Below are 12,169 nucleotides of genomic sequence, written 5' to 3'. Positions count from 1 at the left end.
CCCATGTCGATGTTCAGCTATCGCGCCTATTCGGCCGAGGGCGATCTCGTCGAGGGCGAGATCGAGGCGCGCTCGCGCGAAGAGGCCGAGGAGCAGCTGTGGGGCCGCGGCGTCACGCCCTTCACCGTGCAGGAGAAGCGCGCCGCGACCAATTTCTCGCTCGGCGGCCTCTTCTCCAAATCCGGTCCGTCGGCGGCCGAGATCGCCTCCTTCACGCGCGAGTTCGCGACGCTCGAGGAAGCCGATCTGCCGCTCGACAACAGCCTGCGCATATTGGCGCAGCAGAGCGCCTCGCCCGCGGTCCGCGCGCTGGCGGAGGAGATCCTGCGCCGCGTCGTCGACGGCGCCTCGCTCTCCGACGCGCTGAACGCCCGCGCCGAGCTGTTCGGCGCCGATTATCTCAACATCATTCGCGCCGGCGAGACGATGGGCAATGTGGCGCAGTCGCTCATCGACATCGCCGACATGCTGGAGCGGCGCCTCGAGATGCGCGCGAAAATTCAGAGCGGTCTCGTCTATCCGGCGCTGCTGATCGTGCTCGCCATCGGCTCCACCGGCGTCGTCATCGGCACTCTGGTGCCGAGCATCGCGCCGATCTTCGCCGACAATGGCAAGCCCATGCCCAAGGGTTTGCAATTCATCATCGACCTGCAAGGCGCCTGGCCGCTGATCCTCGGCGGCGTCGTCGCGCTCGGCGCCGGCCTCTACGGCCTGAAGCGCTATGCGGCGGCCAATCCGCCGCTGCAGATCAAATTGGATCGCGCTCTGCTCGACCTCCCCTATGCCGGCGACATTATCGCGAAATTCCAAGCCGCGCGCTTCGCACGCACGCTCGGCGCCATGTCGCGCGCCGGCGTGCCGCTGCTGCAAGGCCTCGAGAGCGCGCGCGCGGTCGTCTCCAACGCGCATTTTCGCGCCGAGCTCGCCGGCGCCATCGAATCGGTGCGCAGCGGCGGCGCGCTCAGCTCGGCGCTGGAGCAGATCGACGCCTTTCCGCTCGCGGCGGCGCAGATGACGCGCATCGGCGAGGAGGTGGCCAAGCTCGACGAGCTGCTGCTGCGTCTCGCGACCATGTTCGAGCGCCAGACGCAGCGCGGCATCGAGCGCGCGGTCGGCCTCATTACGCCGATCCTCACCATTCTCATCGCCGCCGTCGTCGGCGGGCTGGTGATGACGGTGATGGACGCCGTGCTCGGGATCAACGAGCTGGCCGGCCAATGAGCCGCCGAGCGCCGACAGGCTCGAGCGCGCGCGCGGGATTTTCGCTGATCGAGATGCTCGCAGCGCTCGCCATACTCGCGCTCGTCGCCGGCCTCGCCACGCAGCTCGGCCGCCGCCCCTCCCCGCGCCTGCGCGTCGAGAGCGCGGCGCGCTCGCTCTGCGCGGCGCTGCGCCAGACGCGCATGCGCGCCATCGCCGCCAATGAGGAGATGGCGCTGACGGTCGATCTGCGCCGCAAAACCTTCTTCTCGCCCACCGTCGGGGAGAAGCCGCTGCCCAATGACGCGCAGATCAATCTCACCGTATCGGCGATCGAGCGTCGCAGCCGCGACAAGGCCGATTTCGCCTTTTATCCGAGCGGCGGCTCGTCGGGCGGCGAGATGTCGATCGCGCTCCCCGGCGTGCGCGCGCAGATCGCGGTGAACTGGCTGACCGGAGCGACGCGATGCGCCGTGTTCTGACGGCCTGCCTCGCGGGAATTGCGAGCCTGAAGGCTCGCCGCGGGCGCCGCGGCGGCTTCACCCTCATCGAATCCCTGGTCGCCTTCGTGATCCTCACTCTCGCCATGGGCGCGCTGATGCAGGGTCTCGGCGGCGGCGCGCGCAACGAGTCGCGCGGCGATTTCCTGCTGCGCGCAGCGCGGCAGGGCCGCTCGCAGCTCGAGGCGCTCGGAGCCGCGACGCCGCTCGCGGCGGGCGAAACCTCCGGCCGCTATGGCGATGGGCTCGTCTGGCGCCTCGTCGTCTCGCCCGTCCGCTCGGTCGCCGCGGCCGATGGCAATGGCCGCACCACCGCTTTTCTCGCGCGCCTCACCGTGCGGCGTCCCGGCGGCGCGCCCGGACAGGACCAGCTGACCTTGACGACGATCAAACTCGCCGTCGCCAAGCCCCGCCAATGAGGACTGACGGCACATGAAAATCGCGCGCCGGAGGGCCGGCTTCTCCTTGCTCGAGGTGCTGCTCGCGGTCACTCTGCTCGCGATGATCACCGCCGCGATTCTCGGCGGCCTGCATCTCGGCAAGCGCGCCTGGGAGACAGGCCGCGATTACGAGAGCGTCGGCGAGGTCGAGGAAGCGGCGAATGCGATCGCCGCCATTCTCGCGCGCGCCATTCCCCTCCCCGTGGCGCAGAACGATCAGGATCAGATGGTGACCATCCGCGGGAGCGGCGACCATCTGCGTCTCGTGACGGTCTATGAAGGCGGCGCGAGCTGGGCGGGGCTGATGCTGACGGAAATCGGGCTTTCCGGCCACGATCTCTCGATCTGGACCAATGTGTTTCGCGCGCAGAGCTGGCGCGGGTCGGAGCGCGGGCGGCCGGTCAAGGCGCTCGCCGGCGTCGAGACCTTCGAACTCTCCTATTTCGGCGCGGCTACGGCCGACGCGCCGCCGCGCTGGACCAATAGCTGGATCGACCAGCACACCGCGCCGCAGCTCATCGCCGTGAAGCTCGTCGCTCTACGCAATCGCAAGCGCATCGACGCATCCTTCACCGTCGCAATTCGCCAGCATCCGGATTCGTGACGTCGAAGGGCGAGCCCGAAGGCTCGCTCTCCAGAGCCCTCGCGTCAAGTCGAGCCGAGCTCGAACGGCCCGACGCACCAGGACATCCAAAACCCGAGCGCGAGATGCGGCCCGAAGGGAAAGGGCTCGCGCGCGTCGACGAGCGCGCGCCTTTCGAGAAGCACCGAGATCAGCGCCGAGCCGCAGGCGATGAGAAGGCAGCCGGGCAGCGCCGCGAGGCCGAGCCACAGTCCCGCGAGCGCGAACAGGCGGGAGTCCGCGGGACCGAGCCCGGCATGGCCGCGTAAACGCGCATAGACGAGATCGGCGCCGCGCAGCGCCGCATAGCCGGCGCCGGCCGCGGCGAGCCGGTCCAGAATGGCGCTCATCTCGAGAAAGGGCAGCAGGGCGACGCCCCACAGCAGAAGCGCCAGCAGCGGCCCATCGGGGATCAGCAGATAGCGCGCGTCGAACAGCGCGACGAGCGCGAGAGCGGCGAGCAGCGCCAACGTCGGCAGGCCCCACCAGCCGAGCGATCCGGCGTCGACGAGCAGCAGTCCCGCGCCGGCGAGCGCGATCCAGGCGACATGAGCGAGCGAGCGCCCGTCTCCCTGCGCGAGAAGGATCATGCGCGCGGGCGCGCCGAGCCGCGCGCAGCGGCGAAGCTGTCGCCGCATCGCCGCCGCTTACAGGTCCTCGTTGATGTCGCATCCATATTCGGAGACGGGGCGGAAGGCCTCGTCGGCGATGCGGTTCCAGCAACGTCCAATGCCGCCGGCGATGCGCCGATAGAGGAACACGCCGTTATATTCCTCGACGCGCTCGTCGCGGACGCCGCGACGGCCGAGATAGTTGAAATAGGAAATGGCGATGTCGCCGTGACAGCGATAGATGCGATACCGGTCCATCAGTACGACGGCGCGATTGTCCTGCGCCTCGCCGACGCAGAAGGAATAATGCTGGAGCGCGTGCGGGTCCATGCTCACATCGGCGCGCGCCGGGCGCGCGGGGCCGGACGCGGCCATGAGAACCAGACCGAGCCCGAACAATGTTCCACCGCGCATGCGACCCACTCCGCTCTGTCGATGAGCGGCAACTTAGCCGACGCGGCTTTTTCAGGCAATGTAGATCGCCTGGAAACCAGACCCATCGGGTAAACGACTAAATCCCCAACCCACGCCCTGAGAAGCCCGCGAAGCGGGCCTCTCGAAGGGCGGCGACGGGGAGAAACCTAAAGATTTCGCCCCACCGCCGCCCTTCGAGACGCCGCCTGCGGCGGCTCCTCGAGGACGAGGGTCGCGGATCTTATCCTTCACCCGATTGACCTGTCGGCGCGAGCCTTCCCGCTCGCGCGCGATCTTACAGGCCTGCGTCATCCGTCGGCTTCATGCCGAGGCGAAAGCGCGTCCACACTCTCTCATGCAGATAATAGAGCCCGATCTTGCAGACGATCTCGGTTCCGGTGATCGCCGCCGAGACGCGCAAATCCTCGGTGAAGGCGAAAGCCGCGCCGAAAGTGATGAGGCTGCCCGGCACGCGCCAGGACAGCGCCTTGACGAGGCTGCGCAGCGGCGTCGGGCCCGCCAGGCGCGGCGGCGTCGGCACGCCCTCCATCGAGGCATAGCTCGCCTCGACGCCATTGCGCGCGCCGCGTTCGGCCCAGGCCGAATGGCGCACCATGCCGACGGCGACCGTCTCATTGGTCACGCGATCGATGAGGATGAAGCCGCCGGTCTCGCGATTCTCCTCGTAAGGATCGCAGACGACGGCGGTGTCGAGCGCGAGCTCCGCCTCGCCGATCTCATTGAAGGCGAGCGTCGCGCCCGTGGCGGCCGGCTCGGCGAGCCCGCTCTCGATACGGATGTGCGAGGACACGGTCTTCACCGCGGCTGGCGTCGTCTTCGCGCCGAGCTTCAACAGATAGCTCTTGTCGAGCGCGAGCGGCTCGCGCACTAGCCATAACAGCTTGGCCGAGAGACGATCGCCGATCTTGGCCGGCGAGACCGGCGACACCAGCATGTCGCCGCGCGAGACGTCGATCTCCTCGGTCAGCGTCAGCGTCACCGACTGGCCGGCGACCGCATGAGCGAGATCGCCATCCGCGGTGACGATGCGCGCGATGCGCGTGTCGCGTCCGGTCGGCAGAATGCGGACGATGTCGCCCGGCATCACATTGCCGCCGGCGATGAAACCGGAGAAGCCGCGGAAGTCGTGGCTCGGCCGATTCACCCATTGCACGGGGAAGCGAAACGGCAGCACGCGCGCATTGTCGTCGAGCGCGACGCTCTCGAGATAGCCGAGCAGCGGCGGCCCCTGATACCAGCCCATCTTGTCGCTGGCGCGCACGAGATTGTCGCCGTCCTTGGCGACGAGCGGAATGAGCGTGATCGACAGAAAGCGCAAGGGTGCGGCGAAGGCGCGGAAGTCGCGCTCGATCGCGTCGAAGATCTCCTGCGAATAGGCGACGAGATCCATCTTGTTGACGGCGACGACGACATGGCGCACGCCGAGCATCGAGACGATCATGCTGTGTCGGCGCGTCTGATCGAGTAGGCCCTTGCGCGCGTCGACCAGCAGCACGGCGAGCTCCGCGGTCGAGGCGCCGGTCGCCATATTGCGCGTATATTGCTCATGGCCGGGCGTGTCGGCGACGATGAACTTGCGCTTTTGCGTTGCGAAATAGCGATAGGCGACATCGATGGTGATGCCCTGCTCGCGCTCGGCGGCGAGGCCGTCGACCAGCAGAGCGAAATCGAGATCGTCGCCCTGCGTTCCATGCTTCTTCGAATCGCGCTCGAGCGCCGCGATGAGATCGTCGGGCGCGAGATCGGCGTCATAGAGCAGCCGACCGATCAGCGTCGATTTTCCATCGTCGACCGATCCGCAGGTGATGAAGCGCAGCAGCGGCTTGTCCGCAGGCGAAGGCCCGCCGGTCGAGCGCGGCGGCGAAGGCGAAGCGAGGCCGCCATGCATCAAAAATATCCCTCCTGCTTCTTCTGCTCCATCGAGGAGGAGCCGTCATGATCGATGACGCGTCCCTGACGCTCGGAGGAGCGGCTCGCGCGCATTTCGGCGATGATCTCCTCGAGCGTCGCCGCCGCGCTCTCTATGGCGCCGGTCAGCGGATAGCAGCCGAGGGTGCGGAACCGAACCATTCTCTGCTGAATCGTCTCGCCCTCGCGGAGCTTCAACCGCTCGTCGTCGACCATGATCAGCATGCCGTCGCGCTCGATGACGGGCCGCTCCTTCGCAAAATAGAGCGGCACCACATCAATGCCTTCACGTGCGATATAATCCCACACATCCGCCTCGGTCCAATTGGAGAGCGGAAACACGCGCAGGCTCTCGCCCGGACCTTTGCGCGCATTGTAGAGCCGCCAGAACTCGGGCCGCTGCGCCTTGGGGTCCCAGCGATGCTGGGCGTTGCGGAAGGAGAGCACGCGCTCCTTGGCGCGGGATTTTTCTTCGTCGCGCCGCGCGCCGCCGAAGGCCGCGTCGAACTTCCATTTGTCCAGCGCCTGCTTCAACGCGTCGGTCTTCATGATCTGCGTATGCAACTGCGATCCATGCACGGTCGGATCGATGTTCATCTCGCGCCCTTGCGGGTTCGTGTAGACGAGCAGCTCGAGCCCGGTCTCCGCCGCGCGCCGATCGCGAAAAGCGATCATCTCGCGAAACTTCCAGGTCGTGTCGACATGCAGCAGCGGGAAAGGCGGCTTCGACGGATAGAAGGCCTTCATCGCGAGATGAAGCATCACCGCCGAATCCTTGCCGATCGAATAGAGCATCACCGGCCGCTCGCATTCGGCGACCACCTCGCGCATGATATGGATGCTCTCGGCCTCGAGCTTGTCGAGATGGCCGAGAGTCTTGACCGACGGCGCGTTCATCGCTCCCCCTCCGGCGCCGAGCCGCGCGTGAGGCGGCCGTCGGGCCCGACATGCAGCCCGCATTCCTTCTTCTGGTCCTCTTCCCACCACCAGCGGCCGGCGCGCTCGCTCTCGCCGGGCTCGAGCGCGCGCGTGCAGGGCGCGCAGCCGATGGAGAGAAAGCCCTTCGCATGCAGCGCGTTCACCGGCACGCTGAATTCCTCGATCTTCTCGACGATGATCTCGCGCGTGTAATCGGCGAGCGGATTGAGCTTCACCAGCTTGCGCGCGGCGTCGAGCTCGGCGAGTCGTACGCCCTCGCGCGCCTGCGATTGATCGGCGCGCAGGCCCGTGACCCAGGCCGAGGCGCCGGCGAGCAGGCGGCCGAGCGGCTCGACCTTGCGAATCTCGCAGCACGCCTTACGATGCTCGACCGAGCGATAAAAGGCGTTGATGCCGTGCTCGGCGACGAAATCTGCGAGCGGCTCCGGCTGTGGATAGACGGGGCGGATGTGGCGCGCATAGCGCGCCTCGGTGCGCTCCCACAGCTCGACCGTCTCCTCGAACAAGCGGCCGGTGTCGATGGTCACGACATCGATCTCGAGGCCCTGCGTGAAGATCGAATGGGTGACGAGCTGATCCTCTATGCCGAAGCTGGTGGTGAAGACCATGCGGCCCGGAATGACCTCGCGCGCCAGCTTCAGCCGATGATCGAGATCGAGCGCGGCGAGGCGCGGCTGCAGAATTTCGACGATGGACGGCTTCATGCCGCGCCCTTTCTGCGTCGCTCGAGGATCGACGCCCCGCCGGCATGGCCGCGTTGATAGGAGAGGCTGCGGGCGCGCAACGCCTTCGCCCAATTGGCTTCGCCATGGCGCGCCGCGAGATCGTCCGGTATCTCGATCCGATCCACGCCACAGCCGATCGCATGCAGATATTGATCCGGCGTCAATCGCCCGCTCGCGCGCAATTCGCCAGAAAATCCCGCGCGCCGCAACAGGCGCGCGAGCGAGAAGCCGCGCCCGTCGGTGAAGGCGGGAAAGGCGATGTCGATAAGCGCCAGCCGCGCCAGAAACGGCGCGAGCGCCTGCGGATCGATCGTATTGGCGACATAGACGCCGACACCCGAGAGCCGCGCCTCGGCCAGCGCCGCAGCGACACGCTCCAGCGAGACGATCACCTTGCCCGCGGCGGGAAGCGATTCCTCATCGGCGAGACGACGCCAGTCGTCGGCGATGAAAGCGCCGTCAGATACCAGAGCCATCCTCGCCCTCCCGGCGCGCCGATTCCTTGAAACGCTTATGGCCGATGCGCCGACATGTGTCGATGAAGCGCTCGGCCTCTTGCCGCTCGGCGAGATAGAGCTCGACGAGATTTTCGATCACGTCGGGAACCTCCTCCGCCGAGACGCCGGGGCCGATCAGCTCGCCGATCGCAGCGTCGAGCGTCGGATCGCCGCCGAGCGTGATCTGATAGGATTCGACGCCCTTTTTCTCGAGGCCGAGAATGCCGATCGCGCCGACGTGATGATGGCCGCAGGCGTTGATGCAGCCGGAGATTTTTATACCCAGCGGACCAATCTGGCGTTGGCGCTCGAGGTCGGAGAAGCGCTTCGAGATCGCCTGCGCGATCGGAATGGAGCGCGCCGTCGCCAGCGCGCAATAATCGAGTCCGGGACAAGAAATGATGTCGCTGACGAGCCCGGCGTTGGCGGTGGCGAGGCCGGCCGCGTCGAGATCGCGCCACAGCGCGAGGAGATCGTCCTTCTTCACATGCGGAAGAATAATGTTCTGCTCATGGCTGACGCGCAGCTCGCCGAATCCGTAAGTATCGGCGGCGTCCGCCAGCGCGCGCATCTGCGCCGATGTGGCGTCGCCTGGAATGCCGCCGATCGGCTTCAGCGACACAGTGACGATCGCATAGCCGGCCTGCCGATGCGGCGCGACATTGACCGCAGCGAAAGCGGCGAAGGCGGCGCTCTCGGCCTTGGCCTTCTCGAGCGCCTCGGAGCGCTCGGGCAGATCCTCATAAGGCGGCGTTCCGAAGAAACCGGCGACGCGCGCGAATTCCTCGCCGTCATAGGCGAAGGGCGCGCGATCCATCGCGGCGAATTCCGCCTCCACTTGAGCGCGGATTTCGTCGATCCCGGTCTCATGCACGAGGATCTTGATGCGCGCCTTATATTTGTTGTCGCGCCGGCCGAAGCGATTGTAGACGCGCAGGACCGCCTCGAGAAAGGCCAGCAGATCGGCGCGCGGCAAAAATTCGCGCAGCACCTTGCCGATGAAGGGCGTGCGGCCGAGCCCGCCGCCGACGATCACCTCATAGCCGATCTCGCCGGCGTCGTTCGTCACGATGCGCAGCCCGATGTCATGCACCTTCACCGCGGCGCGATCATGCTCGGCGCCGGTGACGGCGATCTTGAACTTGCGCGGCAGGAAGCTGAACTCGGCGTGAGCGCTCGACCATTGACGCAGAAACTCCGCGGTGGCGCGCGGATCCTCGATCTCGTCGGCGGCCACGCCGGCGAAATGATCGGCGGTCACATTGCGGATGCAATTTCCCGATGTCTGAATGGCGTGCATGTCGACATCGGCGAGCGCCTCGAGAATATCGGGAACATCGACGAGCTTGGGCCAGTTGTACTGCAGATTCTGCCGCGTGGTGAAATGGCCATAGCCCTTGTCCCAGCGGTCGGCGATTTCGGCGAGACGGCGCATCTGCCGCGAAGTCAGCGTGCCATAGGGGATGGCGACGCGCAGCATATAGGCGTGCAGCTGCAAATAGAGCCCGTTCATCAGGCGGAACGGACGAAACTCCTCCTCGGTGAGCGCGCCGGCGAGACGACGCTCCACCTGCCCGCGGAACTCGGCGACCCGCTCGCGCACGAAGGCGCGGTCGTGCTCGTCATAGGCGTAGCCGATCGGCGCGGCGTTGGGGCGCGGCGGCAGAGTCGGATCATGCGCGGTCATCTGCCGTCTCCCTCGCTGCGCGCCGCCTGCTTGCCGAGATCGGGCCGCACGCTCGGCCCCACGAATCGGAATTTCTCACGAAAGTGCAAGGGCGTCGGCGTCCCATCCGCGACGGCGACATCGACGAGGTAGAAGTCGACGACGCGATTGGCGGCGGCCTCCGCCTTGGCGACAGCCTCCAAAGCGGCCGCCTCGGCGCCGTCATAAGCAATTTTCGCGCTCGCGACGTCGCGCTCCCAGCCCGAGGCGCCGAGCACGACCACATCGCCCAGCGAGAGATCGCTCGCGACGAGAATTTGCGGATGACGATGCGCGGCCATCACGCCTCCTTCACGAGAGTGAGTCTCAGCCCGTCGAGCTCGTCGGACCAGATGATTTGGCAGGAGAGCCGCGATGTGTCGTGCAGGAAGGGAAGCTCGTCGAGCTTCTCGAGCTCGTCGTCGCGCGGCGGCGGCACTTTGTCCGCCCATTGCGGATCGAGCACGATATGACAAGCGGCGCAGGTCACGGAGCCGCCGCAGCAACCCTCCATGCCCATGCCGTAGTCGCGCAAAATCTCCATCAACCGCCAGCCCTCGACGGGCTCGAGATCGTGAACGACGCCGTCGGCGTCTTCGACCCGTATCACGCTCATCCCCTTCTCCGCGCCTGTCTCGCGGACGCCCGAATGAAATTCGCGGTCTACTTAGCCGTCGGCGCGCGAATGTCAATTCACTTTAGAATGAAGGCGCCCGTCACGAAACTACATTATTATACTGTTGTTTTGTCGCGATCGCTTCCGGCGCACGCGCGGCGAGAAAAGGCTCGGCGCATGCAAATCATAAATGCTAGAAGGTTCAGGTTGCTCCAGCCCGGACCCGGGCGTCGTCGCTATAGGTGCTAGGCCATGGCTCAAAGACCATCCAGAGACGCGAAGCGTGACGAGAGAAGCCTTTCCGCACGGGAGAAGGCGCCGCCAGCGCTCGCCGGACAGAGGGTGAGGCCCGCGGTCATCCTCGTCGGCGCCGACAAGGGCGGCGTGGGCAAGACCACGATCGCGCGCGCGCTGCTCGACTATCTCGCCGCCAACAACGTGCTGACGCGCGCCTTCGACACGGAGACGCCGCGCGGCACGCTTCGCCGCTTCCATCCCGATCTCACCACCATCGTCGATCTCACCTCGACCTCCGATCAAATGCGGATCATCGACACGCTGGGCACGGCGGAGGTCAAGGTCAGCGTGATCGACATTCGCGCCGGCGGGCTCGAGCCGGCGCTGCTGGCGTTGCAGGACACCGGCTTTCTCGACGCGGTGCGAGAGGGCGAGGTCACCTTCATCCTGTTTCATGTCCTCGGCTCCTCCATCGCCTCGCTCGACGAGATCGCCGAGATCGCGCCCTATGTCGAGGATGCGGACTATTTCCTCGTCAAGAACCATGTCAACGACACCACCTTTTTCGAATGGGACCCGGTGACGCACCGCCGCTATTTCGACAAGGTGCAGACGGCCGGGGAGATCACGATTCCCAAGCTGAACGAATTGTCCTACGAGCAGGTCGAGCTCGCCGGCACGCCCTTCTCGACCTTCGTCTCCAATCGAACGGCCGAGGGCGATCCCGCCGATCACTCTTTCGTGCTGCGCGGCTATGTCCGCACCTGGCAGAACAAGATCGCCGAGGAATTCGATCGCATCCGCCTTCTGGAGTTGATCTCCGGCAAGGACGGGCGCTGATTGCAAGGCGACGCGCGGCGGAGCGCGGCGCGACGAGAGTGGAGAGATGAGACGACGCAGCTTCGTGTTCGTCGCCTGTTCGCCGCATCCTCGCACGGGCGTTTCGACGACCGCGAGGCTGCTGACGGACTTCCATCTCTCGCGCCATGCGCCGGTCGAAGGATTCGACACCGATCCGCACGCCTCCCGCTATGCGGATCTGTTTCCGGCGCAAGTGCGCATCATCGACGCGACCGAGATCAAGGGACAGATCTCGCTGTTCGATCGGCTGCTCGTCAATGACGAGACCCCAAAGATCATCGATGTGTGGTCGCGCAGCTATGATCGGTTTTTCGCGACCGTGCGGGAGATCGGCTTCGTCGAGGAGGCGCGCCGCAACGACGTCGAGCCGGTGCTGCTGTTTCACGCCGATCCTACCGAGGCGGGCCTCGCGCGCGCCTTCGCGCTGCGTGCGGCTTTCAGCGACGTGCCGATGATCGTCGTCCATAATGAGGGCGCTTCGCCGCTCGGCGTCGGCGCGCAGGAAATTCTCGCGCATTATCCGGCGTCGCGGAAATTCGTCATCGCGCCGCTCGACGCCGCCATCGCGCGCGCGCTCGAGACGCCGGCGCTGTCATTGAGCGGATTTCTGGTCGCGCCGCCGCCCGACATGTCGATCGTCGTGCGCGCCGCTCTGAAGGCCTGGTTGGCGCCGATCTTCACGCAATTCCGCAGCTTCGAGCTACGGCAGCAATTGAATGGGGCGGAATTCTTGAAATAAAGGGCGGGACGTCGACGAAGGGCTCTCCTTACTCCCACTCGTGGGAGAAGGTGGCCCGGCGAAGCCGGGTCGGATGAGGGTCCGCCCAACTGCGCCTGCCTCGAAAGTGACATTCGACTCGCAAAATCGTAGGC

At 66.2% G+C, this 12,169-nt stretch carries 15 protein-coding genes; 6 read left to right on the top strand and 9 right to left on the bottom strand.

The window, feature by feature from the left end; genetic code table 11:
* Positions 1–3 precede the first annotated feature (3 nt).
* The 4 genes from CQW49_RS00385 to CQW49_RS00370 are packed head-to-tail and all read left to right on the top strand — an operon-like array spanning position 4 to position 2,744.
* On the top strand, positions 4–1,221 hold the full coding sequence (locus CQW49_RS00385) for a type II secretion system F family protein (RefSeq protein WP_003611223.1): 1,218 nt from the start codon (positions 4–6) through the stop codon (positions 1,219–1,221).
* The gene (locus CQW49_RS00380; protein ID WP_003611225.1) at positions 1,218–1,682 is read left to right on the top strand and encodes a prepilin-type N-terminal cleavage/methylation domain-containing protein; all 465 of its coding nucleotides are present in this window, start codon (positions 1,218–1,220) and stop codon (positions 1,680–1,682) included. Before CQW49_RS00385 ends, CQW49_RS00380 begins: the two co-directional genes overlap by 4 nt.
* The gene (locus CQW49_RS00375) at positions 1,667–2,119 is read left to right on the top strand and encodes a type IV pilus modification PilV family protein (protein ID WP_003611227.1); all 453 of its coding nucleotides are present in this window, start codon (positions 1,667–1,669) and stop codon (positions 2,117–2,119) included. The genes CQW49_RS00380 and CQW49_RS00375 overlap by 16 nt, the downstream gene beginning before the upstream one ends.
* Positions 2,120–2,132: 13 nt before the next feature.
* Positions 2,133–2,744: a PulJ/GspJ family protein gene (locus tag CQW49_RS00370; RefSeq protein WP_003611229.1), complete on the top strand. Its 612-nt coding sequence runs from the start codon at positions 2,133–2,135 to the stop codon at positions 2,742–2,744.
* Positions 2,745–2,788: 44 nt separating this feature from the next.
* Here the strand turns inward: CQW49_RS00370 and CQW49_RS00365 are convergent, their stop codons facing one another.
* From CQW49_RS00365 to CQW49_RS00325, 9 genes are all read right to left on the bottom strand, one after another.
* Positions 2,789–3,400, bottom strand: coding sequence for a prepilin peptidase (locus CQW49_RS00365; protein ID WP_024749413.1), 612 nt, complete (start codon positions 3,398–3,400; stop codon positions 2,789–2,791).
* 9 nt (positions 3,401–3,409) lie between these two features.
* Complete coding sequence (locus tag CQW49_RS00360; protein WP_003611233.1) at positions 3,410–3,787, bottom strand: hypothetical protein; 378 nt, start codon at positions 3,785–3,787, stop codon at positions 3,410–3,412.
* Positions 3,788–4,082: 295 nt separating this feature from the next.
* On the bottom strand, positions 4,083–5,696 hold the full coding sequence (gene cysN / locus CQW49_RS00355; protein WP_003611234.1) for a sulfate adenylyltransferase subunit CysN: 1,614 nt from the start codon (positions 5,694–5,696) through the stop codon (positions 4,083–4,085).
* Positions 5,696–6,613 (bottom strand): sulfate adenylyltransferase subunit CysD, encoded by a 918-nt coding sequence (gene cysD, locus CQW49_RS00350; protein ID WP_003611235.1) that lies wholly within the window; start codon positions 6,611–6,613, stop codon positions 5,696–5,698. Before cysD ends, cysN begins: the two co-directional genes overlap by 1 nt.
* On the bottom strand, positions 6,610–7,359 hold the full coding sequence (locus CQW49_RS00345) for a phosphoadenylyl-sulfate reductase (RefSeq protein WP_003611237.1): 750 nt from the start codon (positions 7,357–7,359) through the stop codon (positions 6,610–6,612). Before CQW49_RS00345 ends, cysD begins: the two co-directional genes overlap by 4 nt.
* Complete coding sequence (locus CQW49_RS00340) at positions 7,356–7,856, bottom strand: DUF934 domain-containing protein (protein ID WP_003611239.1); 501 nt, start codon at positions 7,854–7,856, stop codon at positions 7,356–7,358. Before CQW49_RS00340 ends, CQW49_RS00345 begins: the two co-directional genes overlap by 4 nt.
* Complete coding sequence (locus tag CQW49_RS00335) at positions 7,840–9,564, bottom strand: nitrite/sulfite reductase (protein ID WP_003611240.1); 1,725 nt, start codon at positions 9,562–9,564, stop codon at positions 7,840–7,842. Before CQW49_RS00335 ends, CQW49_RS00340 begins: the two co-directional genes overlap by 17 nt.
* Positions 9,561–9,884: a DUF2849 domain-containing protein gene (locus CQW49_RS00330; RefSeq protein ID WP_003611241.1), complete on the bottom strand. Its 324-nt coding sequence runs from the start codon at positions 9,882–9,884 to the stop codon at positions 9,561–9,563. Before CQW49_RS00330 ends, CQW49_RS00335 begins: the two co-directional genes overlap by 4 nt.
* Positions 9,884–10,198 (bottom strand): 2Fe-2S iron-sulfur cluster-binding family protein, encoded by a 315-nt coding sequence (locus tag CQW49_RS00325; RefSeq protein WP_003611242.1) that lies wholly within the window; start codon positions 10,196–10,198, stop codon positions 9,884–9,886. The genes CQW49_RS00330 and CQW49_RS00325 overlap by 1 nt, the downstream gene beginning before the upstream one ends.
* A 252-nt stretch (positions 10,199–10,450) precedes the next feature.
* Here CQW49_RS00325 and CQW49_RS00320 point away from each other — a divergent pair, with 252 nt between their 5' ends.
* Both CQW49_RS00320 and CQW49_RS00315 read left to right on the top strand, forming a co-directional pair.
* The gene (locus CQW49_RS00320; RefSeq protein ID WP_003611243.1) at positions 10,451–11,275 is read left to right on the top strand and encodes a P-loop NTPase family protein; all 825 of its coding nucleotides are present in this window, start codon (positions 10,451–10,453) and stop codon (positions 11,273–11,275) included.
* Between the two features lie 46 nt (positions 11,276–11,321).
* Positions 11,322–12,035 (top strand): hypothetical protein, encoded by a 714-nt coding sequence (locus tag CQW49_RS00315; RefSeq protein ID WP_003611244.1) that lies wholly within the window; start codon positions 11,322–11,324, stop codon positions 12,033–12,035.
* Positions 12,036–12,169: the final 134 nt, after the last annotated feature.

Source organism: Methylosinus trichosporium OB3b (genome assembly GCF_002752655.1).
GTDB lineage: Bacteria > Pseudomonadota > Alphaproteobacteria > Rhizobiales > Beijerinckiaceae > Methylosinus > Methylosinus trichosporium.
This window is presented reverse-complemented; position numbering and strand designations above follow the sequence as displayed.

Coding starts and splice junctions, on each gene's coding strand:
- CQW49_RS00365 (WP_024749413.1), bottom strand. CDS start 3,400: ATGCGGCGACAGCTTCGCCGCTGCGCGCGGCTCGGCGCGCCCGCGCGC.
- CQW49_RS00335 (WP_003611240.1), bottom strand. CDS start 9,564: ATGACCGCGCATGATCCGACTCTGCCGCCGCGCCCCAACGCCGCGCCG.
- CQW49_RS00375 (WP_003611227.1), top strand. CDS start 1,667: ATGCGCCGTGTTCTGACGGCCTGCCTCGCGGGAATTGCGAGCCTGAAG.
- CQW49_RS00315 (WP_003611244.1), top strand. CDS start 11,322: ATGAGACGACGCAGCTTCGTGTTCGTCGCCTGTTCGCCGCATCCTCGC.
- cysD (WP_003611235.1), bottom strand. CDS start 6,613: ATGAACGCGCCGTCGGTCAAGACTCTCGGCCATCTCGACAAGCTCGAG.
- CQW49_RS00320 (WP_003611243.1), top strand. CDS start 10,451: ATGGCTCAAAGACCATCCAGAGACGCGAAGCGTGACGAGAGAAGCCTT.
- CQW49_RS00385 (WP_003611223.1), top strand. CDS start 4: ATGTCGATGTTCAGCTATCGCGCCTATTCGGCCGAGGGCGATCTCGTC.
- cysN (WP_003611234.1), bottom strand. CDS start 5,696: ATGCATGGCGGCCTCGCTTCGCCTTCGCCGCCGCGCTCGACCGGCGGG.
- CQW49_RS00330 (WP_003611241.1), bottom strand. CDS start 9,884: ATGGCCGCGCATCGTCATCCGCAAATTCTCGTCGCGAGCGATCTCTCG.
- CQW49_RS00325 (WP_003611242.1), bottom strand. CDS start 10,198: ATGAGCGTGATACGGGTCGAAGACGCCGACGGCGTCGTTCACGATCTC.
- CQW49_RS00345 (WP_003611237.1), bottom strand. CDS start 7,359: ATGAAGCCGTCCATCGTCGAAATTCTGCAGCCGCGCCTCGCCGCGCTC.
- CQW49_RS00380 (WP_003611225.1), top strand. CDS start 1,218: ATGAGCCGCCGAGCGCCGACAGGCTCGAGCGCGCGCGCGGGATTTTCG.
- CQW49_RS00340 (WP_003611239.1), bottom strand. CDS start 7,856: ATGGCTCTGGTATCTGACGGCGCTTTCATCGCCGACGACTGGCGTCGT.
- CQW49_RS00360 (WP_003611233.1), bottom strand. CDS start 3,787: ATGCGCGGTGGAACATTGTTCGGGCTCGGTCTGGTTCTCATGGCCGCG.
- CQW49_RS00370 (WP_003611229.1), top strand. CDS start 2,133: ATGAAAATCGCGCGCCGGAGGGCCGGCTTCTCCTTGCTCGAGGTGCTG.